Source organism: Flavobacteriales bacterium (assembly GCA_016699575.1).
GTDB lineage: Bacteria > Bacteroidota > Bacteroidia > Flavobacteriales_F > PHOS-HE28 > PHOS-HE28.
On record CP064979.1, the window covers coordinates 44,991 to 68,581 of the forward strand.

A 23,591-nucleotide genomic window follows, 5' to 3' on the forward strand; every position below is an offset into this window, starting at 1 on the left:
CTGAGCCAAAGCAACGGGCATCGGTGATCGTGTGCCGATCAACGATCGCGCACTTGTGAACGATCGATCGTTACGTGGAAGGGGAAGTTGAACCCGACCACCACACTGAACAGGAAGAGCAGGATCCCTTGCCCATGACGGACCGTTGTGGTGTAAGCACCCCCTGAAACAGGTGCAGGTGGAAGTAGAACCACCTAAACTTGATCAGGATGAGAAAGAGCAGATTCACCGAGACGCAGATCATTGCGATGCTGCGCGAGCATGAGGCAGGCAAGAAGGTTTCGGACGTGTGCCGGGAGCATGGCGTGAGCCAGCCGACGTTCTATCAGTGGAAGGCCAAGTACAGCGGCCTGGACGCCAACCAGCTCAAGGAGTTCAAGGAGCTGAAGGCCAAGTATGCGCGCCTTGAGAAGATGTACACCGAGGCCCAGATGGACCGCCAGGTGCTCAAGGAGATCATCGAGGGAAAGTTGTAGGCCCGGACGACAAACGAGAGGTCGTGCGCCGACTGGTCGAACAGCGCCAGTACAGCGAACGCCGGGCCTGCAAGCTGTTGAACTTGAGTGCGAGCGTGTATCGCTATGCGCCCAAGGAGAAGAACGATGCGGAAGTGATCGAGCACATGATGCGAGTGGTGGATCAGAACCCCACATGGGGGTTCGGTCTGACCTTCGACCAGATGGTCACTGAGGGGACCGGGGCCAACCACAAGCGGGTGCACAGGCTCTACAAGGAGGCGGACCTGCACTTGCGCAGGCGTACGAAGCGCCGGGTGCCCGAGCGGGTGAAGGACCCGATCGTTCTGCCCATCGGCCCGAACATCACTTGGAGCATGGACTTCATGAGCGATGCGCTGGTGACCGGTCGCAAGTACCGCACTTTCAACGTGATCGATGACTTCAACCGGGAAGCCTTGTGCATAGCGGTCGACACCTCTCTGCCTGCTGCACGCGTGATCCGTGAGCTGGACCAGCTGATCGCCTGGCGTGGTAAGCCCGAACGCCTTCGCATGGACAATGGCCCGGAGTTCATCGCACACGCCATGCAGGAATGGGCCGCATCCAATGGGATCGCCTTCACCTACATCCAGCCGGGCATGCCCATGCAGAACGGCTTGGTCGAGCGCTTCAACAAAACGTACCGGACCGAAGTGCTCAATGCGTGGATCTTCGAACGCCTGGACCAAGTACGCACCATCACGCAAGAGTGGATGTGGCGCTATAACAACCAGCGCCCGCACAGGTCGTTGCTGCGCTTATCGCCCCGTGCGTTCCTGTTGAAATGTGGACAACTCCCTGCCCACTACACAGGCTCACGCGCGGACTTCCCCACAGTTCAACAGGACATCCACAACACCACCACACTCAAAAGTACCTTTACAAACCGCTGCGCCTAAAATGGGGGTGCTTACAGTGGCGCAGAGGTGAGCATTGCAGCGGAACGCGGTGGTGATGTTCATCACTGGCCCAAAACAGCGAAGCCGCCCCGGTAACGAGCGGCTTCGCAGAACGATGGTAGGAACTCAGCGGCCGACTTTCACGGCACGCTCCACCAGCAGCTGCCCATCCAGCAGCAGGCTCACGGTGTACATGCCCGGTGCAAGGCTCACTGTGTTCCACTCGTAGGTGAAGGCACCAGCATCCTGCATGGCATCGCGCAGGGTATCGATGTGCTGGCCACGGCTATCGCTCACGCGCAGCATCACACGGCCCGGCGAGGCATTGCGATAACTGATGGTTGTGTGGTCTTCGAACGGATTCGGCGCAATGGTGAGCAGGTCTTCACTGGCCATCCGAGACAGGTCTTGCGTACCCGTGCCCGTGTTGTTGCCTTGGCCTTGGAAGAGCCCACCATCGGTAGGCACACCCACGCAGCAGGCGGCAAGGGCTTGTTGCATGGCGGCGAGTTGGGCTTGTTGCTCTTGAAAACCCGCGATAAGGAGCGGTATCAGTTCTTGGTAGTTCACCGCCATGAACTGCAACGACGGGTGCACCAGAGCGCCTGCCGAGTCATACTCAGCCGGGCGTGTTACCGTTCGGACCAGCTCGGGAAAAACGGCTTGAAGCTCTTGCGCAATAACTCCCATGTGCGAGCCCCCGTCCATACCAACGTACCCATAGTTAGCGGAGTCGGTCTCGTAGGTGTGAGGCGCGATCTGCATCAGCTTTGGGGTAGCACCGGCCAAGGGTTGTACGTTGGATTTGAACATGGCATCCGAGGCGTTGATCAGCGCACCCGTGTGCACAAGATCACCCTCGGCATATACGGCCGCACCGTTGCCCCCAGCGGTTTCAACACCGTAGACCCCGTAGCTCGAATTACCCGGAGGTGGTTGGTCGACCTTGCCGTATACGCCGTACTGCGTATCACCCACATACGTACGCCCCAACACGCCATAAGATTCGCTCACCGTCCCTGTGGAACCAACAGGGTCTACCACCACCCAACCCAGGCTACCGATCGCCCGCCGAGCTGAACAACCCGTCTTCACGAACACATTCCCCTCCGCACCCCAGACTTCCCTCGACTCTGAAGCGATGTGCACGGCACCGCGGGTTCCTACGTTGTCGGTACTGGATGTACCACGCCCTGATTGCAACTCTACGTAGCCGCGCACGCCTGCATTGTACACACTGCCATTGTACGCCAAGGCATGGAGCCCCCAACTTTCAAGACAAGAGGGTGCTAGCCGATTGGTCTCGAAGTAGCCCCTAACACTCTTATCCGCATCACCAGCCATTTCCACCATCAGCGCAGCCTCGTCGTATGCCCCCAGATGGTCGTTATCCTTGATGTGGACCTTGGTGTTGTTCTGAGGAACATCGGTACCTATGCCGACTTTCCAAGTGTTGTTCGGGCAGCCAGCCGGGGCCGATGGGTCCCATGCCGTCGTGACATCCAGACCTGTGCCATCAACAAGCCAATCGCAATCCGGGCCTCCGCCGCCACCGGTCGGAATGTTCTGCCAGCCGACGACACCCGTTAGATCCTCCACCACCATCATTTTCGTCGATGTGGTCATGATCGGATCGGTGGGCAATTGGCGGATACGGACCTTGCCCGTGCGGACATCCAACCGCTGTGTGGGTTGATCAGCCCCAGCGAAGAAATCGCCGATGCCCACGAAGCCTTCAGTAAGTGTCTCCGGCCAAAGCCGCATCAGTTCCAAGCCCTCGACGCTGCTCGCTCCAGTGGTTGCGAGCGCATCGGGGTTCACCGTGTAGAGGAAACGCATTGTCTGCCGATTGGCATTGAGCGCATCATCACCGAACTGCAGCACAGCACTCCCTTGACCGGTGACTTCGGCAGCGCCGCTCAGGCCGTACTTCTGGCCGAGGTACATCTGAAGGCCACGGCCGGTGTACATGACACCGTTGCGCATCCATTGCCGATAGCCATCGCCCTCCGGGGTGATATCCCGAACGTTGTGGACAAGGTGGAAACGGGACCATGGCGTGGCGTTGTTGCCAGCGGTCGTTTGAATTGCCTGGTCCAGATCGCCTATCGCGATGAATCCGAACCGCTGATTCCCGATGTAGCCGTTGCACACGAAGTTGAAGTCGTCCACGAGGCGTAGGCCGTTGCCGTTCGGCTCGTCGTAGTTGATGTCATTTGCCTGTCCCCGTCGGTTCATCAAGTTCAACGAACCTTGAAAGCGCGTCTGTTGGATGTTGAAGCCGTTGTTGGGCTGGGCCAAAGAACCAATATTGTGGAAGATGCGGCCTATCTCCTGCTCGGTGTCCGGCGCCCAAAGCGCAATTCGCCGAAAACGGGTATTGCCGACAGTGCCATTGGCTGAGAAACTGCGGAATGTCTCCCCCGTAGGGATCCCCATTTGGTTTCCCCGGATATTGAAGGCGGAGCCGGTGAAGGGAGCGTTTCCGATGGTAAAACTGCTTGGAGCTGGTGGGGCATTCGTGAGCCAATGGTCACCAACTGCGTTGTTCACAACTTGAGCGAGCGCAGCCTGGCTCAAGACTACTAGGACTATTCCTAGGATCAATGTTCTCTTCGTTCTCATGGCAACTGATTTAGGGTGAAACGACGACGAACTTGAACGCCCGTTCGGCGTCAACTGACGATCGAAAACGGACGGTGTAATGACCAGAAGTGATTGGGGCGACTTCGACTCTGACGGAGCCATCAGATGAAGCATACCGATCTTCAAACATCACCAATCGGCCAAGACCGTCAAATACTAACGCACGGCATGCTGTTCCTGGCCGAAAGCCGCCAACCACTAGCTCCTGCCCTTGAAGATTCCAATGCGGAGATTCAGAAGAAGAGTTCATCGATGGCCATCCATCCGGCAAAAGGCAAACTCCATCCGCCGACGATACGCAAACATCATCCACGAACGCGTACGCGGCCTGATTAAGGGCATTGGGATCGAGCACTGAAGTGCTGGTCGCCGCGTCCGAGTAGAAATTGCCGACCTGAACATAGGTGTACGCTGAATCCGGGACATACGACACACCGAGCGTGACCCACTCAGCAGTATCGAAAAGCACAGTAGCCATATACAATGCCGCTTGATCCGTAATCAAAAGACCCAACGGCGCGGCTTGCGTGCTGAACCGCATTCCAATACCGCTGGAAGCAAGTTGCATGGAGTTGTTGGCATCCAGACCGAAACCACCGGCCGCAACCCTCATCGAGAGATGGACAGGTTGTCCGATCGTAAGCGGCGTGAGGAGCTCGGCTTGGATGCACTCACGGAAGACCGATGACTCTTTATAGGTTGCCAATCCAACATAGCCGATACCGTCCGCCGCGTCCTGGTAACCGATAGCGTTGGCAGGCACATCCGTTGACGTGGTGTCGCTGCAAGCGTTGAAGTAATCCGGTGTCCCGCTGAAAGGAATCCATGATGGTACTTCGCCTATGTCACCTATGGCACTCGGGCAATTCAAGTAAGCCTCAAAGCTGGGGTTCGGCACCAGGTTTTGTGCACACAACCACGCGGGCTGTCCAATCAAGACAAGACCAGAGCCCAATGCTTGCAGCTGGATCTTCATTGTCAGCAACGGTTCATCAGGTTGAGCGAACCTTGGAAGCGGGTTTGCTGAATGTTGAAGCCGAGGTTGGTGGCGGCGCCGTTGCAAAAGATGCGGCCTAGTGGATCATTGCCCCGCCACATCCGCCAGAAGGACGGGTTCGTCGCGTCGCCCCATGTTTCGAAAATGCGGTTCTGCTGGGCCTGGGGCGTATTGGCCGTAACAGGTATCTGATCGGCCCTGATCTGGAATGTGGCGTTGAAGGGGCCTGGCAGGGCGCCTATCGCAACTCCGTTCGTCGCTGGTGGTGCCGGTGTATTCCAGAAACCGAGTCCACCTGGATTCTGAAACTGAGCCGCGCAAACGCCATGGAAGAACAAACAGATTAAAACGGTGTTGGCTCTTGTGCTAGGAAGAGAGGTTCTCATGGTGCTGAGGGTGTTGGGGTTTAGGGTTCGCCTGCCTGTATGACTTTGCGCCATCGTTGACGCTCAGGGCCGTGAGCTTCGATGAGGTATGTACCCGGTCGCAAAGCGGGAAGTGAGCAACGCACGAGTTGGTTGGACGATATGTTCGATCCGGTACCCGTGAACTTTCCGTTCGTATCGAACAACAGGAAAGTCCATTGACCATCCGGCAACCCAGCGACAAACAAGTCACCCACGAACGGCAAGGGAAAGACCACAGGCTCTATCGTCGGTACAAGCGTGATTGAGGAAGGCCACGTACAATCAGAAGGGTCCAGTGCCACACAGACGTCGTCAAAGTAGTAGTAAGCATATCCGTGGGTTCCAGTAGGTTCAATGGAGTCCCACGCGGTCGCTGCGTCATTGAAGAAGTTGCCGAGCGTAAGGAAAGCGTATGCCGAGTCAGCGACGAACGTTCCGGCCACTTCAGTCCAACCTGTAGAATCGGTTACGACGCTGGTCGTGAACACCTGCGCGTAGCCGGGCAAATCATCGAATTGCGTTGAATAGTAAGAGCCGACCGTGAAGAGGGCCCCTAAGTGGTCACATGCAAAAGCAAGCGCTCCGTTCGTTCCACTACCCTGCGTGGTGAGGCTTGTGTGCAGGCGAATATGATAGGTCTGACCAACAATGAGTGCAGAAGTGAGTTCAACACCCATGCACTCCCGCAGGTCAAGTGGGGTGCCGTCATCGGTCGAAAAACAATAGCCACCCGCATACCCCGTTCCTGATCGCGCACCCTGGAATCCGAACCAGTTGAAGGGAACTCCGCAAGTATCCGGGTGTCCGCACACATTGTAGTAGTCGCAGGAACCTCTTCGGCTGGACCAACCCACAGCACGTTCCATCTGGTCCAAGGCAGTTGGACAAATCGTGTACTCCTCAAAGCTCCCATTGGGAACCAAGTTCTGCCCGCTCCCTTGCCCCGCGCCCAACATCAACGCACCCACCAACACGCTATGCAACCAAGTCCTCATGGCTCAGCGGCGGGTGGTTGTTGTTTCCTCCACTCCGCCATGATGCAAGCTAACAGGGCTTGCAGATCGGCCAGCGCGGTGGTATCCACTTCGGTGAGCGCCTCGCGTGGCGCAACTTCAGTGTGGTGCCCCATGCAGCCCTGGTGTTCGCAGCGCGGCGGCATGGGGTTGCAGATGAGTTGTAGCCCGTAGCTGCGGCCGCTGTCCACTTGAAGTGTGGTGTGCAAGCGCTTTGCTTGCTCAAGAGCCTTCAACGCGCCGCAGTCTTGGGCTTCGGCCAAGATGGTAGCCAGCAACGCGAGCACAAGCGCCAGGTGTTTCATGGCGCACGGTGCATGGAAAACACAGTTGGCCGCTCGTTCAAAGCTGCCGTACGCAATACCTTGACCTGTCCTAGTCGGTTGCGCCGTTGCGCCGTTGCGCCGTTGCGCCGTTGCGCCGTTGCGCCTTGCGCCTTGCACCTTGCGCATTCCTCATTCCGCCGCCGAGCAAGCCAACACCGAGGTCTTTGGAGAATAGTTGCACGATCGACCTCATTGGTGGTGTGAACATACTGCCGCCCCCTCCCCCTTCTCCAAATTTTCGGGCGGTTAGTTGTGCACATTTGATCAACCGCCGTTGCGTTGGTGAGGCATTTCCCACGGCAACAACTTCACGCACCGTGCACCAGGCGCAACCCGTATGCTTGGCGGCATCGTGCTCCAGCCCATCGCCAACCGTTCGCCCTTGCCTAGGCAGCACAACGCTGCGCAAGCGCATCTCTTCGGCAAACCCCTTTTGCCCATGCGCACCACTACCCTTTTCGTTCTCTGCTTGCCCTTCGCGGCTTCCGCCCAAACCGCATTACCCTACACGACAGGGTTCGACAATGCGGCGCAGCAACAGGGCTGGCAGCAGTTCCGCACCGGCCACCTGAGCAACTACAGCTGGGGCATCAGCGCCAACGCTGCCGCCAGTGCACCCAACAAGCTCTGGCACGACTACCCGGTGGGCGGCAACGCCACCGACACCGTGCGCGACTGGTACGTATCGCCGCTTCTTGATCTGAGCGGGGGTGCGGTGCTCACATGCAAAGCGAACATCTATGCCATCATGGGCAGCAGCATGCCCAGCGACGCGTGCGGCATCTATCTGCTCACCGGCAACGCCAACCCCGACCTGGCCACGGCGACACCCTTGCAGGACCTGCTGCCGCTCATCACCACCGGCAGCACCTACACCACCACCACGGCCGTGAACATTCCGCCCACGAGCGGGACAGCCCACATCGCGTTCTATTACCAAGCCACCCAGAACTGGCTCACGCCCGGCATCGATGATGTGTCCGTGCAACCCGTGAACGTGGGTGTGGCGGAACACGGTGCCCTCGCCAACATGTCCATCAGCATGTCGCCGAGGGAAGGGCTTGTCACCATCGCGCTCAACGATGCGCGCTATAACGGCGCTATGCTCACTCTTCAACTCTGGGATGCACGAGGAGCGCAGGTCCTTCAGCAGGCGTTCCGCGATCGGGCCGAATTGACGCTTCCGGGCACCGCAGGCCACTACATCTGCACGCTATGCGACGGCGCTGGCAATGTGGTGGCCCGCGCTCCGGTACAGCGGATCCAGTAGATCGATCCCACTACTCCAGCACGAAGCGGTATTGTCGTTTATCTGAATGATCATTGAAGGTCAGCAGGTACATGCCGGGCGTGGCCCCCGACAGGTCGAGCCCGTCCGCTGGCCATGCACCTTCCATGTGCACGCGGCCATCGGCGGCCACCACGCGGAACGGCTCGTTGGTCCGTGCATCGGGCACGCGCAATCGATCGCGCACGGGATTCGGGTATGGTGCCCCTGATGTTGTGATGGCCGGAGCTTCCACCGCGTTGCTCGTTGCCAGATCGAACCCGATGTCCTGCCAAGTGTTCACCACGCTCTGGCCGGTCGGTGAGGTAATGTCGTTCCAATACAGTTTGCGCCCTGCCAGGTTGGTGCTCAACGTGCCGAAATTGGTGGTGAGGCTTCCCGTGAAGCTCAGATCCACCACCAGCGTGAGCGACGCGTCGAACATGAACGTGCTGTCCAACTCCAGCACGAACCAGTCGCCGGTGGTGCCGGGAGCGATGGTGTACGATGCACTGGTCAAAACGGTATCGAGCCCGGTAAAAAAGGTGTTGCCGCCCGCGAACGCCGTTGCCGAGGTCTGTGTCATGCGCACCATGAAGTTGGTAAGCGTATTCCCGTCGGTCTCACCAGTTGTGCCGTACCGGTAGTAGATGCGCGTGATGCCGCCATCGATCGCCCCGGTGAGGTCGCCCGGCGTATAGAGGCATTGGCTATGGTTCGCGGTGCCGAGGTTGCCCAACAGGAAGGTGCTGTTGCTGGTGCCGCAGCATTTCTGAACGGTTTGCGCCTGCAAGGAACCGGCAAGCAACAAGGCCAAGGGTGCAATGGAGCGGTGCATGTGCGGAGGTTGTGGCGACAAGATATGTTCCGCAGCACAGCGCGGATCCATCTTCGCGCTCCACCATGCCAACGGCATACACGGTTTACGTCATCGAACTGGCGCGCAAGGTCTTCACCGAGGACCGGAAATTCCGCGAAGCCAACCCGCAGTACAACGGTGTGCTGGAATGCCTGTACGTGGGCATGACGAGCAAGACGCCGCAGGAACGCTTCGCGCAGCACAAGACCGGCGCGCTGAGCAAGAAGGGCCACAACCTGTCGTCGGCCATCGTGCGCAGGTACGGGCGCTACCTGCGGCCCAGCCTGTACCAGGACATCGGTCCGCTGAGCCGCGCCGAAGCCTTGGAAGTGGAGCGCGGCCTTGCGCTCGAGCTGCGCCGCAAGGGTTACGCGGTGTGGACGAACTGAGCGGCCAAGCGCTTGCGATCGACCCATATTTGGCGCACCAAACCGAACGCCATGCGCCCCTTCGCCCTGTTGCTCGCCGTCGCCCTTGTCATAGCATCCGCCGGTTGCGCCGCCCAGCCTGCCGGTACGATCGGCGCGGCCGCGTTGCAGGCCGAGCTGCGCACCGACACGGTGCAGCTCATCGATGTGCGCACCCCCGATGAATGGTCGCGCGGCCACATTGAAGGCGCCGTGCACATCGATTGGTTCAGCGATGAATTCAAGGCACAGGTGGAGAAGCTCGACAAGAACGCCCCGGTGCGTTTGTACTGTGCTGCCGGTGGCCGCAGTGAAGAGGCGCGCGAGATGCTCCGCGGCATGGGTTTCCGCGATGTGCTCGATCTCGACGGCGGGATCGGTGCGTGGAAAAAGAGCGGTGGCGCGGTGGTGAAGTAGTGCTGCTGCAGGCAGGTGCACGTCGGCGATGACCGGCGGATGCGCATTCCCCAACATTCCTGACGAACATCAGGTGAGGCCCTGACCGGTCTCACCGACCGGCCCTTTGCGCCCCGGCAGTTTCGCAGCGCAAAGCCCGGAACTGATGAGCGTCATCTTCCTCTTGATCGCTGCGAGCACGCTGGTGGCGGGCTTTTTCCTGTTCGCCTTCATCCGCGCCGTGCGCACCGGGCAGTTCGACGATGACAAGTCGCCGGCCGTGCGCATCCTGCGCGACGACTTCCCGCAAGCAAACCAACCTCACCCCCGGCCCCTCCCCCAAGGAGAAGGGAGCAATTCCACCTTCCTATGAACGAGCGATTCCAGTACGACAACCGCATCGTCAAGAACTTCCTGTTCATCACCGTCCTGTGGGGCGTGGTGGGCATGCTGGTCGGTCTCATCATCGCCACGCAGATGGTGGCCCAGAACACGCCACCTGATGCGTGGTACTACTGGATCGTACGGCCCTTCACTTGGCTTGGCGAACAGCAGTGGTTCACGTTCGGCCGCCTGCGTCCGTTGCACACCAACGCTGTCATTTTCGCCTTCGTGGGCAACGGCATTTTCGCCGGGGCCTATTACAGCATGCAGCGGCTGCTCAAGGCGCGCATGTTCAGCGATGTGCTGAGCAAGCTGCATTTCTGGGGCTGGCAGTTCATCATCGTTTGCGCCGCGGTAACCCTGCCGTTGGGCATCACCACCGGCAAGGAATACGCGGAGCTGGAGTGGCCGATCGACATCCTGATCACACTGGTGTGGGTGGTGTTCGGCATCAACATGTTCGGCACCATCCTCAAGCGCCGCGAGCGCCACCTGTACGTGGCCATCTGGTTCTACATCGCCACGTGGGTAACGGTGGCCATGCTGCACATCACCAACAGCATGGAACTGCCGATCAGCTTCCTGAAGAGCTACAGCTGGTACGCCGGCGTGCAGGACGCCCTGGTGCAGTGGTGGTACGGCCACAATGCGGTGGCGTTCTTCCTCACCACGCCCTACTTGGGCCTCATGTACTACTTCATGCCGAAGGCGGCCAATCGCCCGGTGTACAGTTACAAGCTCAGCATCATCCACTTCTGGGCGCTCATCTTCATCTACATCTGGGCTGGCCCGCACCACCTGCTCTACAGCGCGTTGCCCGACTGGGCGCAGAGCCTGGGCGTGGTGTTCAGCGTGATGCTCATCGCACCGAGCTGGGGCGGTATGCTGAACGGGCTGCTGACGTTGCGCGGTGCATGGGACCGGGTACGTGAGGATCCCGTGCTGAAGTTCATGGTGGTGGCCGTGACCTGTTACGGCATGAGCACGCTGGAGGGTCCCTTGCTCAGCGTGAAGTACCTCAACGCCATCGCCCACTTCACCGACTGGATCATCGCGCACGTGCACATCGGTGGCATCGGCTGGAACGGCATGCTGACGTTCGGTATCATCTACTGGATGGTGCCCCGCCTTTACGGCACCAAGCTGCACAGCACGCGCCTGGCGAACGTGCACTTCTGGATCGCCACGTTGGGCATCGTGTTCTATGCGATACCGCTCTATTTCGCCGGGTTCTTCCAAGCCATGATGTGGAAGGAGTTCACGCCGGACGGTTTCCTGGTGTACAAGAACTTCCTGGACACCGTGGTGGAGATCAAGTACGCCTACTGGCTCCGCGCTCTCGGTGGTCTGCTCTACCTCATCGGCGCCTTCATCATGGTGTACAACGTGTGGAAGACGGCCAAGGCAGGCAAGCTCATCGCCAACGAGGACGCCGAAGCACCGGCACTGGAAAAGGTGGCGGTGGTGAACGAAGGCGGTCACTGGCACCGCTGGATCGAACGCCGGCCCATCCAGATGCTCGTTGCGAGCTTGGTGCTGGTGGCGATCGGCGGCCTGTTCGAGCTCGTCCCGACGTTCCTCGTGGAGAGCAACATACCCACCATCGCCAGCGTGAAACCCTACACACCGCTGGAGCTGCACGGGCGCGATATCTACGTGCGTGAAGGCTGCTACACCTGCCACAGCCAGATGATCCGTCCGTTCCGGAGCGAAACGGAGCGCTACGGCGAATACGCGAAGGCCGGCGAGTTCGTGTACGACCACCCGTTCCAATGGGGCAGCAAGCGCACCGGACCGGACCTGTTGCGCGTGGGCGGCAAGTACCCGCACAGCTGGCACTACTACCACATGTACGATCCCACCAGCATGAGCCCGGGCTCGCTGATGCCGCCGTACCACCACTTGTTCAATGATGCGTTGGACACAACAACAACGACCAAGAAGATCGAAGCCATGCTCACCATGGGCGTGCCGTACGACAAGGAGCCTTATGGTCCCGGGTTCGCCCAACGCGCCAACGCCCATTTGGATGAACAACGCGCGGCCATCGTGGCCGGCCTGAAGAAGGACGGTATCGAGGCCAACGCCGACCGAGAGATCATCGCGCTCATCGCCTACCTGCAACGCGTGGGCACCGACATCAAAGCCAAACCCGCCGCCACTGCCGCCGTGGCCCAACCCTGATCAGCCATGCTCAAGTTCATCAAGCACCATCTGTCATCGATCGGAGGCGTGGAGATATGGCCCATGCTCTCGTTCGTGGTCTTCTTCCTCTTCTTCCTGGCCGTGCTCTGGTGGGTGTTCACCGTGCGCCGCACGCACATCGACCACATGGCCGCGCTGCCCATCAACGACGACAACAACGAAACCGAACGCCATGCGCTTTGAACGGATCCTCCGCCCCCTCCTGCCGACCGTTCTCCTGCTGATCACCGGCCCGCTGCTGGCCCAAACCCCTGCGCCCGACCCTAACGCGACTTCCGTGGGCGGCGGCTTGTTCGAAGTCAGTAACGGGCTCATCTATGCCATGCTGGCCTTGGCGATCATGCAGACCATCTTCATCGTGTCCCTGAGCGGCGTTATGCGCACCATGGGCGGCGTGGGTGCATGGGCGCGGCGCTACGTGCGCAACGCCGGTAAGATCGGCGTGCTCCTGCCCTTGCTGCTGCTGGCTTCCGACGCGAACGCGCAGACCTACAAAGGCGATGGCGGCGTGATCAGCAACTATCACCTCTTCTGGGCATTGCTTGCCGTGAACATGGTGCTCCTCACCGTGATGATCGCGCAGCTCATCATCCTCAAAGGCCTCACCAAGGCCGTGACGGGCGTGAAGGAAGAAGTGGAAGCCTCGGAACCGGAAGGACCCACTTGGGTGGACACGTTGCTGCAACGCCTTACCCGCAGGCCCGCCGTGGAAAAAGAGCAGGACCTGCTCATGCACCACGAATACGACGGCATCCGCGAGCTGGACAACGTGCTGCCGCCGTGGTGGTTGTGGCTCTTCTACGGCACGATACTCTGGGGTGTGGTGTACTTGGTGAACGTGCACATGCTTGGCGTGTGGCCGAAACAGGAGGCCGAATACGTGGCCAAAATGCAAGAAGCCAAAGAGGAAGTGGCCGCCTTCGTAGCTCTCCAAGGAAGCGTGGTGGACGAGACCAACGTGACCGCGAGCACCGATGCCGCCACCATCAACAGCGGTGAAGCCATCTTCTCGCAGTACTGCGTGGCCTGCCACAACGCGGGCGCTCAGGGCAGCGAAACCTCCGTCGGCCCAAACCTCACGGATGCGTATTGGATCCATGGCGGCGGGGTGAAGAACATCTTCAAAACCATCAAGTACGGCGTGCCGGAAAAGGGCATGATCAGTTGGAAGAGCCAGCTGAAGCCGAACGAGATCGCTGCCCTGACCAGCTACATCCTTAGCCGCGAGGGCAAGGGTGACGCCGCCCAGAAAGCGCCGCAGGGCGATCTATGGCAGGAAGCGGCCGCACCGGTTGACAGCACTGCGGCCCCGGCCGACTCCCTAGCCGTCCCGGCCGACACCGCGCGCTTGGCCACCAACTGAAATGGACACCCGTCAACCCGCACAACTCAAACGCGATCACGATGCCGATGCCCGCAAGGGCGGCCTCCGCGACGAGAGCTTCCGCGACTCCATCAGCACGGTGGACAAGCACGGCAAGCGCGTGTGGGTGTACCCGAAGAAGTCGCACGGCAAGTTCACCACGCGCCGGTCCATCGTAGGGTACTCGTTGCTGGCCCTGCTCTTCATCGGGCCGTTCCTGCGCATCGGCGGGGAACCGCTCCTGATGATCAACATCCTGGAGCGGCGCTTCGTGTTCTTCGGACAAACGTTCTGGCCGCAGGATTTCCTGATCTTCGTGATCGGCTTCATCGCCTTCATCGTGTTCGTGGCGCTCTTCACGGTGGCCTTCGGGCGCTTGTTCTGCGGCTGGGCCTGTCCGCAAACCGTCTTCATGGACCAGGTGTTCCGCCGCATCGAATACACGATCGAAGGCGACTGGAAGCAACGGCAGGCCCTGGACAAGGGGCCGCTCACGGGCGACAAGATCCGCAAGAAGACGCTCAAGCACGCGCTGTTCTTCGGCATCAGCTTCTTCATCGGTAACACCTTCCTGGCCTACATCATCGGTAGCGATGAGCTGCTGGGCATCGTGCGCGAACCGGCTGACGCGCACGTGGGCGGGCTGCTCGCCATGACCCTGTTCAGCGGCGTCTTCTACGCCAACTTCGCCTTCTTCCGCGAGCAAGCGTGCACCACGGTTTGCCCGTACGGCCGCTTGCAAGGTGTGCTGCTGGACCGCAAGAGCATCGTCATCGCGTACGACCATGTGCGCGGCGAACCGCGCGGACACATGCGCAAGGGCGAGGACCGTTCTTCCGCAGGGAAAGGCGATTGCATCGATTGCAAAGCCTGCGTGCACGAATGCCCCACGGGCATCGACATCCGCAACGGCACGCAACTGGAGTGCGTGAACTGTACCGCCTGCATCGACGCGTGCGACAACATGATGGAGAGCGTGGGCCTGCCGAAGGGCCTGGTGCGCTATGCCAGCGAAAGCGGAATAGCGGACAAGAAACCCTTCGTGTTCAACACGCGCATGAAGGCCTACAGTGCGGTGCTGGTGGTGCTCGTCGGTGTGCTGGCCACCCTCATTGCGCTCCGGAGCGATACGGACAGCACCGTACTGCGCACGCCGGGCATGCTCTTCCAGCAGCAGCCCGATGGCCGCATCAGCAACCTTTACACCATCAAGGTCCTCAACAAATCGCACCACAGCATGCCCGTGCACTTCCAAGTGTTGGACCTGCCCGGCGAAGTGAAGCTGGTGGGCAAGCCCATTGAACTGGAGCCCGGTGCGCTGGGCCAGGGCGAGCTCTTCGTCATACTGCCCAAGACCTCGCTCACCGGCATGAAGACCCGCGTTAGCATCGGTGTCTTCAGCGGCGACAAGCAGTTGGAGACCGTCACCACATCGTTCGTCGGACCCATATCCATACCACAATGAACTGGGGAAAAGGACTTGCCATGGCCCTCATCGCCTTCGCGGGCATGATGACGTACTTCATGGTGCGCGGCGCGCAGAGCCCGGAGCCGCTCATCGCGGAGAACTACTACGAACAGGAGCTGGCCTACCAGGACCGCATCGATGCCACGCACCGCGCGGACGTGCTCAGCTCCAAGGTGACCATCGCCGCCGACCGTACCCGTGTCCAGGTCGGCTTCCCGGCTGAAATGCACGGCAAGACCATCACCGGAACGTTGGAACTGATCCGCCTGAACAACGTGGACGCCGACCGGAAAGTCGCACTCAGCGGGACAGCTACCGAACGCATGCAAGCCGCAGTGGACCTGGTGCCAGGGGTGTATATCGCCCAATTGACCTGGACCGTTGATGGCTTTGAGTACTTCCGCGAGGAGCGGCTGTTCGTACCATGAACGCACTGCTGCCAGCAGCTCTTTTAATGGGCGCAGCAGGCAGCGCGCACTGCGTGGGCATGTGCGGTCCCATCGCAATGGCGGTGCCCACAATGGGACCGGGCCAACGGGAACGCTGGGCATCCACGCTCCTGTTGAACGGCGGCCGGCTCGTCAGCTACGTTGCGCTCGGGTTGGCGTTCGGTTCGTTCGGGCAAGGGCTACGGTTGGCCGGATTGCAACGATGGGTGTCATTGACGGCAGGCCTCTTGTTGTTGTTGGCCGTCCTGGTTCCCGGAGTGCTGGAGCGCTGGGGCGCACAAGGGAAATTGGCCCTGCTCATTGCCCGGCTCCGCGGCCGATTGGCCAAGCAACTGCGCCGCACAGCGCCCGAGGCCATCTTCCTCACCGGCATGCTGAACGGCCTCCTGCCTTGTGGTCTGGTCTACGCCGCTGCCTTGGGAGCGGCCGCCATGGGCAGCGCCCTGCAAGGCGCCGTGTTCATGGCCTTGTTCGCCCTGGGCACCTGGCCCGCGCTTTTTGCATTGCGCATGGGCAGCGCCGCGTTGAGCCCCGGTCTGCGTGCGTGGCTGCGCCGGTCCGCACCGGTGGTGGTCACCTGCATGGCCGTGCTGCTCATCATCCGCGGATCCGGCTTCGGCATACCTTTCCTGAGCCCGTCACTGCCCGACGTGCCCACATCGACAACAACCTGCCATCAACCAACCCCAACTCCATGAGCACCACCACCACAGCACCCAAGAAGGTGCACATGATCGACCTGCACAACGACCACAAGCTCTGGCTCAACGTGCTCTCCTTCTGCAAGGAAGAGATCGGCATCCTGGAACACCGCATGGAGGACATCGCACGCCGCAACAACGGCGCCGAGGTGATGGCCGAACTGGAGCACTTCCAGAACCAGTACATCCGCCAGCGCGAAGTGATCGATGAACTGCGCCACGAGGTGAAGCAGCACGAGAACCACCTGGAAAAGATGGAACGGGAACACCCTGTTGCATCGGACCATGTGCTCTTCAACGACCACACCAAGATGCGCGAGGACATCGCCACGTTCGAGAAGCTCTACCACGAGCTGAAGGCGGACTTCATGCGCTGGTTGGCCAAGCGCATGTGAGCATCGGGCGCTCTGTGATGTTCATCACGGTGCTTCCGACCGCGGGTTTCGTTCTTTGTGGTCAAACAACAAGGCATGAAACCGAACATGGGTACCGCGGACAAAACCATCCGCTTGATCATTGCGGCGATCATCGCCGTACTGTACTTCACCGGGACTGTTTCCGGCACATTGGGCCTCGTGCTGCTGGCGTTGGCCGCTGTGTTCGCCCTCACCAGTTTCATCAGCTTCTGCCCGCTGTATGCCCCTTTCGGCATCAACACGGGAAAGAAGAAGTCCACAACCGGCCACTGACGTGTTCAAGGAACGCCTACTGACCGGTTGGAACGGCGCGCGCTGGCTGCGGCTCGTGTTCGCATTGGTGTTCCTGGCCGCCGGCCTCAAGGACCATGAACCAATGGCCTATATAGCAGCGGTCTTCTTCGGTGTACAGGCAGTGTTCAACGTTGGCTGCTGCGGCATCGGAGCGTGTGCACCGGCGCGCAGTTCGACCAAGGCCGATCCCGGCAACATCACCTACGAACGCTTGGACTGACCATGGACCAACCCACCTTCAACGAACTGATCCACGGTAACAAGCCCGTGGTGGTCGACTTCTTCGCCGAGTGGTGCGGGCCCTGCAAGGCCATGAAGCCCATCCTCGAGGAATTCAAGCAGCGCATCGGCGACAGGGCCGTGGTGCTGAAAGTGGACGTGGACAAGAACCCTGCGGCCGCACAGGCTTATCAGGTGCGCGGCGTGCCCACGTTGGCCATTTTCCGCAACGGGGATGTGGTATGGCGCGTGTCAGGAGTGGTGAGCGCGCAGCAACTGCAGGAGGCCGTGGAACGCCACGCCTAAGGCACGTTCGGGTGCACGGTAATGGTGCCCCGCGCCAGGTCCACCCGGCCCCGTTGCACGAGTTGGTGCAATAACCGAGTGATCACTTCGCGGGGCGAATTCAACTCGTCCGCGATCTCCTGGTGCGTCACCTTCAAGGTGGTGTTGCCGGTGGCCTGCACCCGGCGCACGAGGTAGTTCCACAGTTGTTCATCGAGGCGGGTGAAGGCCACCACTTCCAAGGTTTCGAGCAGTTCGTTGAACCGTTGGGTCTGGGTGTCACTGACGAAGTAGCGCCACTCCGGGTACTTCATCCATTCATCGAGCCGTTCGATGGGGACGAGCAGGAGGTCGGCATCTTCCTCCACCACGGCCCGCACGGTGCTCACACGGCGCCCCACGCAGCAGGTCATGCTCACGGCGCACGATTCACCGGGCATGATGTGGTACAGGAACCGTTCCTGGCCTTCGTTGTTCTGAGCGAGAATGCGCAGGCTGCCCCCCGTCACGATGGGGATGTGCGTGATGGGATCGCCAGCCCGCATGATGACCGTGCCTGCCGGGAGATGCTTGTGCACGGCGTTCCGCTCCAGCTCGGTCGACAACACAGTATCCTTGAACATGGCGGCAAAGTACCGCCCGGGCGGTCAATCGCGCGGTGCCCCGGCCTTGTCGAAGTGGAAGAACAGGTTGGCCCAGATGATCTTGCTGGTGGCGTAGAACCATGGCGCACCGATCAAGAGCGTGGCTATGATGGACCCCAGAACCGTCCACATGCCGGCCGAAGGCCACAGCACATAGAAGGCCACCCACACGGCCACGCTCACCGCCACACCGATAGCGTAGGACACGTACATGGCCCCGTAGTAGAAACCTGGCTCCATGCTGAACTTCCGCTTGCAGGCCGGGCATTGTGCGTGCGTGTCACCTGCCTTGGCCAGGTCGTACGGATGCGAAACGAAGAACTCCCCTTCGTGGCAATACGGGCACTTGCGGTTCAGGATGCTGTACAGTTTGGTCTGCTTCCAAGCCATGCTGCAAAGAGAAGCAAGAAGATGCCGACCAGCGTGACCGAACTCACATTCAGCCCTTCTGTTCCAGCACGAGCAACGGCAGGTCGCTCTGTAAGGCCAGTTCCTTGGTGGTGCTCGGGTTGAAGATCCGCTTCATGAAGCCCAGGTGGCGGTGCAGCACGCAGACCATGTCGCAATGGCGGCGCCGTGCCAGTCGCTCCAAGGCGTCCACGGCATCGTCGCCGGTGGCCGTGGTGAACGAATGCGGCACATCGGCCAGCGCAACGTTGTACATGCTGCTGCTCCACTGGTCCGCTCCTTCGGGCACTTCAACGGGCAGGTGCGCTATGATCACCTCCGCCTTGTTCCGTGCGGCCAACATGCGCAACATGGAATGGTCGGCCCTGTAGGAGCCGTCGTGATCATCGCCCAGGACGATGCGTTGCAGCGGATGCAACGGCACATGTTCCGGCACGGCCAACACCGGCACCCGGCTGTTCTTGATCACGTCGGTGGTATTGCTGCCGAACAACAGCGAGCCTGTTTCACCGCGTTTGCCCATCACCACCAGGTCCGCTTTCTCGTCCTCCACCAGCCCGCGAACGGCCATGGCCAAAGGACCGAAGAGAAGCCGCGTGCCCACGCGCTCAGCGCCGGTGGCCTCCACGAAGCGCTTTCGAGCGCGTTCAAGCCCCTCTTGTGCCGCATCCACCACCACAGGGCCGTAGGCCGGGCCGTCGGGGCCCACGAAGCCAACATCGTAGTAGGCGTGCAGCAAGGTGTACTCAGCTTCCTTGCCGCAAACATGCACGGCGTACTTGGCGGCGTGCAGCGCATTCTCGCTGAAGTCGGTAGGAAGAACAATGCGAAGCATGGTGATCGGTATTTCCCCTAAAGATCGCACCGCGCACAGCCATCCGGTTGATGAAGATCAGTTGGCAACGCGCGACTTGTCATGGATAGCGCCTGGACGTTCGATTTGCTTCGTGCTGTACCAATACCCGCACTACCATGAACCTCATCAAGCGCACCCCCGATCTCTTCGACACCGACGTGTTCGACCTGCCCGCACGCCTCTTCGGCGACCGCCTGTTCCGCGAGCGCGAGTTCCCGCTGGTGAACATCCGGATCTTGGACAACGAGTTCAAAGTGGAGCTGGCAGCGCCGGGCCACAAGAAGGAAGACCTGAAGGTGCAGGTGGAGGACGGTATCCTCACTGTGAGCAGCGAGCAAAAGCACGAGGAAACCAAGGACCAGGACGGATGGCGGCGCCGGGAATTCCGCTACAACAGCTTCGAGCGCAGCTTCCAACTGCCGGAGAACGCCGACCCGGAGAACGTGCAGGCCAACTTCGCCGATGGCGTGCTGCACCTCACGATCGGCAAGAAGGCCCAGGCCGCGCCGCCACGCACCAAGGCCGTGGCCATCAAGTAAACATGGCCTGGGTCCGCGACAAACGCAGAACAGCATCGGAGGAGCGCGCACGGTTGCGCTCCTCCGTGCTTTTATCGGTGGCGGCTTTGACCTTGCTCGTGAGCATCGGCACGGTGGTGATGCGTTACACCGAGGACTGGAGCTGGATCTCGTCGTTCTATTTCAGCGTCACTACACTGGCCACGGTCGGATACGGCGACCTGCACCCCACGCACGAGGTCTCGCGTTTGTTCGTGGCCTTTTACGTCATCACGGGTGTCACCACGGCATTGAGCGCGATGACCATCGTGGGCCGGAACTACCTGGAGTTCATCGAGCACCGCTTGATGCGTGATCGCTGGCGCATGCGGCACGGCCGTTCAGCACACCACCGCCGTAGCAGCGACGATGACGAGCGCCGCGACCCGTTTCACCGCTGAACCTTGCCGATGGCGCAGCTTACGTACGATACGGCTTTGTCCAGGATATCGCCGGTCCCGCGCTTGGGGTATCCGGCACGCTTCAACACGTCGAAAACTTCCTCCTCGACAAGAAGTCCATTGTGGAGCACGTGCACCACGCCGGCCGCTTCGTCCACCGTCACCCCTTCCACACCATTGATGACTTCCACCTTGCGACGGATGGTGTTGGCACAGCCAGCGCATTTCAGGTTCTCGACTTCCACGTTGAGCACGGCCATGGCGCTTGGGTTTGTTCCCAAAGCAGGCAAGCAGTAGCAGCGGCATCGCTGAGCAAGGTCGTCGACCGGCCTGACGTTCGTCAGGAAAGCCCGTTTGGAGCCCCGGTAGGTTCGCAGCACGATCCGTTCCGATAGGCGGCATGCCCTTAGCGCCCATAACCACCATCCGCGACCTCGTTCGCGAACTGCTGCGCCACCGTAAGCCGGAAGACTATGCGGCCATCCTGGAACGGTATGCCGTGCCCACCCACGACCTGGACCCGTATTTCCGGTGGAACAGCAGGCACTACACGCGTACCTGCATCCACCGCAACGACGACTTCGAGCTGTTGCTGATCTGCTACGAGCCCGGTCAGCGCACCAGCGTGCACGACTACGATAGCCAGACCGCATGGATCCATCCCGTGACCGGTGAAGTGGTGGAGGAACGTTTCGTGCTGGAACCGGGCAAGGGCCTGAAACGCATCGCCGAACTGCACCTGCACCCGGGCCAGGTGGACCGCATTGCGAACGGGTCGGCCATACACCGATTCACGAACTACGGTCCGGTGCGTGCTGCCACACTGAACCTGTATGCCAAGCCCATGAGCAAGTGGCGCGTGTTCGATGAGGGCACTGGTGGCTATAAGGTATCCCCTGCTGGTCCTCCCCGATGAGCCGGCACGCCGGTACCTTGCACCGCATGAGCAAGGGAGCATCCGGATTGGCGACGTTGGACATTGCCCGCGTTTGCCAGATGCTTTTCTCCACGGCCGCTGAAGGGCTGGTAGTAGTGGACGGTGCAGGCCGGATCCTGATGGTGAACCCGAGGCTCAGTTCCATGTTCGGTTATGCTGATCAGGACCTTCTCGGCAGATCGATCGAAACGCTCATACCCGATGCCGCGCGCGGTCGGCATGCCCAGCACCGGAAAGCCTACGACAAAGCGCCCGTGCAGCGCAGCATGGGCATTGGCATGGACCTGTGGGGCCAACGCAAAGACGGCAGCAGCCTGCCCGTGGAAGTGAGCCTGAACCACTTCGAAGTGGACGGGCAGCGCTACGTGATGGGACTGGTCACTGACATCACCCTGCGCAGACAGGCCGAGGAAGAACTGCACCGCACCAACCAGGAGTTGGAGCAGCGGGTGGAACAGCGCACCGCACAGCTCAAGGAAGCCGAACAGGACGTGCGCGAAGCATTGGAGAAGGAGCGGGAACTGCACGCGCTCAAGAGCCGGTTCGTGAGTATGGCCAGCCACGAGTTCCGCACGCCGCTGAGCACCATCATGAGCAGCGTGGACCTGATCGGGCGCTACACCGAAGGCGGCGAGCCCGATAAGGTGGACAAGCACGTTTCCCGTATCCGCGGCAAGGTGCGCGAGCTGACGGCCATGCTGAACGAATTCCTATCGCTGGAACGCATAGAGCAAGGCCTCATCACCGTTGCACCCGTGGAGTTCGACATCGTGCACCACTGCATCGAGCAGATCGAGGAACTGCGCACGCTGGCCAAGCCCGGACAGTCCATCGACTTCGACCACACGGGCGAAGAGCGCACCGTGACCACCGACCGCAACATGCTGGGCCATGTGATCAGCAACCTGGTCACCAACGCCGTGAAGTACTCGCCGGAAGGCAAGCCGATCCAATTGCGCACGCACATCACCAACGGCACCCTGCACGTGGAAGTGGCGGATGAAGGCATGGGCATCCCCGCCGCCGACCAGCAGCACCTCTTCGAACGCTTCTTCCGTGGCAGCAATGCCATGACCATCCAAGGCACCGGTCTCGGGCTCAACATCGTGAAACGCTACCTGGACCTGCTCGGCGGCAGCATCACGTTCGCGAGCAAACCGGGTTCCACCGTGTTCTCCGTATCGCTGCCACAACGCCTCGCACCCACCCCAGCCCTACCCTCATGAAGACCATCCTGCTCATTGAAGACGACGCGGACATGCGCGACAACACGGCCGAGATCCTCGAACTGGCCAACTACCGCGTGCTGAAGGCCGAGAACGGACGGCGCGGCATTGAGCTGGCGCGCAAGGACCCGCCGGACCTGGTGCTCTGCGACATCATGATGCCCGAGCTGGACGGCTACAGCGTGCTGCACATGCTGGGCCGCGACCCGGCCACCGCCGAGCTTCCCTTCATCTTCCTGAGCGCGAAAGCCGAGCGGAGCGATGTGCGCAAAGGCATGGAGCTGGGCGCCGACGACTATCTCACCAAACCGTTCGAGGAGAGCGAACTGCTCAACGCCATCGAGGGGCGCATGAAACGTAGCGAACTGTTCAAGAAGGGCTTCGACAACGGATTCGACGGGCTGAACAAATTCCTGGACCAGGCCCGCGGACTGGAAGCGTTGAAAGACCTGGGCAAGGACCGCAAGACGCGCAAGGTTCCCCCCAAGGAACCACTGTTCCATGAAGGTGATGACCTGCGCAACGTGCCCTACCTCGTGAGCGGAAAGGCGCGCACCTTCAAGATCAACAACGACGGCAAGGAGTTCGTGACCGGTCTGCACGGTGCGGGTGATTTCATCGGGTACATGGGGCTGCTGGAGAACGGGCGTGCCATGGAAAGCGCCGAGACGATGGAGGAATGCGAGGTGGCATTGATCCCGCGCGAAGACCTGCTCGCCCTGCTCTACAAGGACCGCGACGTGAGCATCCGCTTCATCAAGATGCTGGCGAACGACGTGAAGGAGAAGGAACAGCACCTGCTGCAACTGGCGTATGCCAGCGTGCGCCAACGCGTGGCACAAGCACTGCTGCGCGTGAACGCACGTTATGCCGAAGGAGCAGCCGGAAGTCTCGGCGTGAAGATCAGCCGCGAGGACCTGGCCAGCATCGTGGGCACCGCCACCGAATCGCTCATACGCAGCCTCACCGACCTGAAGGACGAAGGCATCATCGAAACGCAGGGCCGCGACATCCGCATCAAGGACAGAGCGAAGCTCGAGAAAGTGGCCGTGCGGTAAGTTCAC

At 60.6% G+C, this 23,591-nt stretch carries 32 protein-coding genes; 22 read left to right on the forward strand and 10 right to left on the reverse strand.

What is annotated here, in order from left to right:
- Positions 1–209: 209 nt before the first annotated feature.
- Both IPJ76_00185 and IPJ76_00190 read left to right on the forward strand, forming a co-directional pair.
- The gene (locus IPJ76_00185) at positions 210–476 is read left to right on the forward strand and encodes a transposase (GenBank protein ID QQR86675.1); all 267 of its coding nucleotides are present in this window, start codon (positions 210–212) and stop codon (positions 474–476) included.
- Positions 477–499: 23 nt separating this feature from the next.
- Complete coding sequence (locus IPJ76_00190; GenBank protein ID QQR86676.1) at positions 500–1,396, forward strand: IS3 family transposase; 897 nt, start codon at positions 500–502, stop codon at positions 1,394–1,396.
- Positions 1,397–1,522: 126 nt separating this feature from the next.
- Here IPJ76_00190 and IPJ76_00195 read toward each other — a convergent pair whose 3' ends face one another.
- On the reverse strand, positions 1,523–3,634 hold the full coding sequence (locus tag IPJ76_00195) for a tail fiber domain-containing protein (protein QQR86677.1): 2,112 nt from the start codon (positions 3,632–3,634) through the stop codon (positions 1,523–1,525).
- 15 nt (positions 3,635–3,649) lie between these two features.
- Here IPJ76_00195 and IPJ76_00200 point away from each other — a divergent pair, with 15 nt between their 5' ends.
- Positions 3,650–3,799, forward strand: a complete 150-nt coding sequence (locus IPJ76_00200) for a hypothetical protein (protein ID QQR86678.1) — start codon at positions 3,650–3,652, stop codon at positions 3,797–3,799.
- A 232-nt stretch (positions 3,800–4,031) separates the two neighbouring features.
- On the opposite strand, the gene IPJ76_00205 is transcribed toward IPJ76_00200, so the two are convergent.
- The 4 genes from IPJ76_00205 to IPJ76_00220 form a co-directional block, all read right to left on the reverse strand.
- Positions 4,032–5,018: a hypothetical protein gene (locus IPJ76_00205; protein QQR86679.1), complete on the reverse strand. Its 987-nt coding sequence runs from the start codon at positions 5,016–5,018 to the stop codon at positions 4,032–4,034.
- Between the two features lie 2 nt (positions 5,019–5,020).
- The gene (locus IPJ76_00210; GenBank protein ID QQR86680.1) at positions 5,021–5,425 is read right to left on the reverse strand and encodes a hypothetical protein; all 405 of its coding nucleotides are present in this window, start codon (positions 5,423–5,425) and stop codon (positions 5,021–5,023) included.
- A gap of 20 nt (positions 5,426–5,445) precedes the next feature.
- Positions 5,446–6,123 (reverse strand): hypothetical protein, encoded by a 678-nt coding sequence (locus tag IPJ76_00215; protein ID QQR86681.1) that lies wholly within the window; start codon positions 6,121–6,123, stop codon positions 5,446–5,448.
- Between the two features lie 314 nt (positions 6,124–6,437).
- Complete coding sequence (locus tag IPJ76_00220; GenBank protein QQR86682.1) at positions 6,438–6,764, reverse strand: hypothetical protein; 327 nt, start codon at positions 6,762–6,764, stop codon at positions 6,438–6,440.
- 460 nt (positions 6,765–7,224) lie between these two features.
- On the opposite strand from IPJ76_00220, the gene IPJ76_00225 reads away from it, so the two are divergent.
- On the forward strand, positions 7,225–8,055 hold the full coding sequence (locus tag IPJ76_00225) for a choice-of-anchor J domain-containing protein (GenBank protein ID QQR86683.1): 831 nt from the start codon (positions 7,225–7,227) through the stop codon (positions 8,053–8,055).
- 10 nt (positions 8,056–8,065) lie between these two features.
- Here IPJ76_00225 and IPJ76_00230 read toward each other — a convergent pair whose 3' ends face one another.
- Positions 8,066–8,890, reverse strand: a complete 825-nt coding sequence (locus IPJ76_00230) for a T9SS type A sorting domain-containing protein (protein QQR86684.1) — start codon at positions 8,888–8,890, stop codon at positions 8,066–8,068.
- 65 nt (positions 8,891–8,955) lie between these two features.
- Between IPJ76_00230 and IPJ76_00235 the strand changes: the two genes are divergently transcribed.
- From IPJ76_00235 to trxA, 13 genes are all read left to right on the forward strand, one after another.
- Positions 8,956–9,300: a ribose-5-phosphate isomerase gene (locus IPJ76_00235; protein QQR86685.1), complete on the forward strand. Its 345-nt coding sequence runs from the start codon at positions 8,956–8,958 to the stop codon at positions 9,298–9,300.
- A gap of 51 nt (positions 9,301–9,351) precedes the next feature.
- Complete coding sequence (locus IPJ76_00240; GenBank protein ID QQR86686.1) at positions 9,352–9,735, forward strand: rhodanese-like domain-containing protein; 384 nt, start codon at positions 9,352–9,354, stop codon at positions 9,733–9,735.
- A gap of 145 nt (positions 9,736–9,880) precedes the next feature.
- A complete protein-coding gene (ccoS, locus tag IPJ76_00245) occupies positions 9,881–10,087 on the forward strand; it encodes a cbb3-type cytochrome oxidase assembly protein CcoS (GenBank protein QQR86687.1) in 207 nt (68 codons plus the stop codon).
- Entirely contained in the window at positions 10,084–12,282 is a 2,199-nt protein-coding gene (gene ccoN / locus IPJ76_00250; protein ID QQR86688.1) for a cytochrome-c oxidase, cbb3-type subunit I, read from the forward strand. Before ccoS ends, ccoN begins: the two co-directional genes overlap by 4 nt.
- A 6-nt stretch (positions 12,283–12,288) precedes the next feature.
- The gene (locus tag IPJ76_00255; GenBank protein ID QQR86689.1) at positions 12,289–12,486 is read left to right on the forward strand and encodes a CcoQ/FixQ family Cbb3-type cytochrome c oxidase assembly chaperone; all 198 of its coding nucleotides are present in this window, start codon (positions 12,289–12,291) and stop codon (positions 12,484–12,486) included.
- Positions 12,476–13,666, forward strand: a complete 1,191-nt coding sequence (locus IPJ76_00260; GenBank protein ID QQR86690.1) for a c-type cytochrome — start codon at positions 12,476–12,478, stop codon at positions 13,664–13,666. Before IPJ76_00255 ends, IPJ76_00260 begins: the two co-directional genes overlap by 11 nt.
- 1 nt (position 13,667) lies before the next feature.
- The gene (gene ccoG / locus IPJ76_00265) at positions 13,668–15,131 is read left to right on the forward strand and encodes a cytochrome c oxidase accessory protein CcoG (protein ID QQR86691.1); all 1,464 of its coding nucleotides are present in this window, start codon (positions 13,668–13,670) and stop codon (positions 15,129–15,131) included.
- On the forward strand, positions 15,128–15,562 hold the full coding sequence (locus IPJ76_00270) for a FixH family protein (GenBank protein QQR86692.1): 435 nt from the start codon (positions 15,128–15,130) through the stop codon (positions 15,560–15,562). Before ccoG ends, IPJ76_00270 begins: the two co-directional genes overlap by 4 nt.
- Positions 15,559–16,281, forward strand: coding sequence for a sulfite exporter TauE/SafE family protein (locus IPJ76_00275; GenBank protein QQR86693.1), 723 nt, complete (start codon positions 15,559–15,561; stop codon positions 16,279–16,281). The genes IPJ76_00270 and IPJ76_00275 overlap by 4 nt, the downstream gene beginning before the upstream one ends.
- Positions 16,278–16,679 (forward strand): hypothetical protein, encoded by a 402-nt coding sequence (locus IPJ76_00280; protein ID QQR86694.1) that lies wholly within the window; start codon positions 16,278–16,280, stop codon positions 16,677–16,679. The genes IPJ76_00275 and IPJ76_00280 overlap by 4 nt, the downstream gene beginning before the upstream one ends.
- 75 nt (positions 16,680–16,754) lie before the next feature.
- Positions 16,755–16,973: a DUF2892 domain-containing protein gene (locus tag IPJ76_00285; protein ID QQR86695.1), complete on the forward strand. Its 219-nt coding sequence runs from the start codon at positions 16,755–16,757 to the stop codon at positions 16,971–16,973.
- A 1-nt stretch (position 16,974) separates the two neighbouring features.
- Complete coding sequence (locus tag IPJ76_00290; protein ID QQR86696.1) at positions 16,975–17,214, forward strand: hypothetical protein; 240 nt, start codon at positions 16,975–16,977, stop codon at positions 17,212–17,214.
- A gap of 2 nt (positions 17,215–17,216) precedes the next feature.
- Entirely contained in the window at positions 17,217–17,519 is a 303-nt protein-coding gene (gene trxA / locus IPJ76_00295; GenBank protein QQR86697.1) for a thioredoxin, read from the forward strand.
- Here the strand turns inward: trxA and IPJ76_00300 are convergent.
- The 3 genes from IPJ76_00300 to IPJ76_00310 are packed head-to-tail and all read right to left on the reverse strand — an operon-like array spanning position 17,516 to position 19,385.
- Positions 17,516–18,121, reverse strand: coding sequence for a Crp/Fnr family transcriptional regulator (locus IPJ76_00300; protein ID QQR86698.1), 606 nt, complete (start codon positions 18,119–18,121; stop codon positions 17,516–17,518). The genes trxA and IPJ76_00300 overlap by 4 nt on opposite strands.
- Positions 18,122–18,145: 24 nt before the next feature.
- Positions 18,146–18,532, reverse strand: coding sequence for a DUF983 domain-containing protein (locus tag IPJ76_00305; GenBank protein QQR86699.1), 387 nt, complete (start codon positions 18,530–18,532; stop codon positions 18,146–18,148).
- A 49-nt stretch (positions 18,533–18,581) separates the two neighbouring features.
- The gene (locus IPJ76_00310; GenBank protein ID QQR86700.1) at positions 18,582–19,385 is read right to left on the reverse strand and encodes a universal stress protein; all 804 of its coding nucleotides are present in this window, start codon (positions 19,383–19,385) and stop codon (positions 18,582–18,584) included.
- Positions 19,386–19,522: 137 nt separating this feature from the next.
- Between IPJ76_00310 and IPJ76_00315 the strand changes: the two genes are divergently transcribed.
- Both IPJ76_00315 and IPJ76_00320 read left to right on the forward strand, forming a co-directional pair.
- Positions 19,523–19,945 carry an Hsp20/alpha crystallin family protein gene (locus IPJ76_00315; protein ID QQR86701.1) on the forward strand — a complete coding sequence of 141 codons (423 nt, stop codon included), beginning with the start codon at positions 19,523–19,525 and terminating at the stop codon, positions 19,943–19,945.
- Positions 19,946–19,947: 2 nt separating this feature from the next.
- Positions 19,948–20,364 carry a two pore domain potassium channel family protein gene (locus tag IPJ76_00320; GenBank protein ID QQR86702.1) on the forward strand — a complete coding sequence of 139 codons (417 nt, stop codon included), beginning with the start codon at positions 19,948–19,950 and terminating at the stop codon, positions 20,362–20,364.
- Here the strand turns inward: IPJ76_00320 and IPJ76_00325 are convergent.
- Positions 20,355–20,624 carry a heavy-metal-associated domain-containing protein gene (locus tag IPJ76_00325; protein ID QQR86703.1) on the reverse strand — a complete coding sequence of 90 codons (270 nt, stop codon included), beginning with the start codon at positions 20,622–20,624 and terminating at the stop codon, positions 20,355–20,357. The genes IPJ76_00320 and IPJ76_00325 overlap by 10 nt on opposite strands.
- A gap of 140 nt (positions 20,625–20,764) precedes the next feature.
- Between IPJ76_00325 and IPJ76_00330 the strand changes: the two genes are divergently transcribed.
- Genes IPJ76_00330 through IPJ76_00340 form a run of 3 tightly spaced genes read left to right on the forward strand, consistent with a single transcriptional unit; the run spans position 20,765 to position 23,585 of the window.
- Complete coding sequence (locus IPJ76_00330) at positions 20,765–21,280, forward strand: cysteine dioxygenase family protein (GenBank protein ID QQR86704.1); 516 nt, start codon at positions 20,765–20,767, stop codon at positions 21,278–21,280.
- Positions 21,281–21,306: 26 nt separating this feature from the next.
- Entirely contained in the window at positions 21,307–22,527 is a 1,221-nt protein-coding gene (locus tag IPJ76_00335; GenBank protein QQR86705.1) for a PAS domain-containing sensor histidine kinase, read from the forward strand.
- On the forward strand, positions 22,524–23,585 hold the full coding sequence (locus IPJ76_00340) for a response regulator (GenBank protein QQR86706.1): 1,062 nt from the start codon (positions 22,524–22,526) through the stop codon (positions 23,583–23,585). The genes IPJ76_00335 and IPJ76_00340 overlap by 4 nt, the downstream gene beginning before the upstream one ends.
- Positions 23,586–23,591 lie beyond the last annotated feature (6 nt).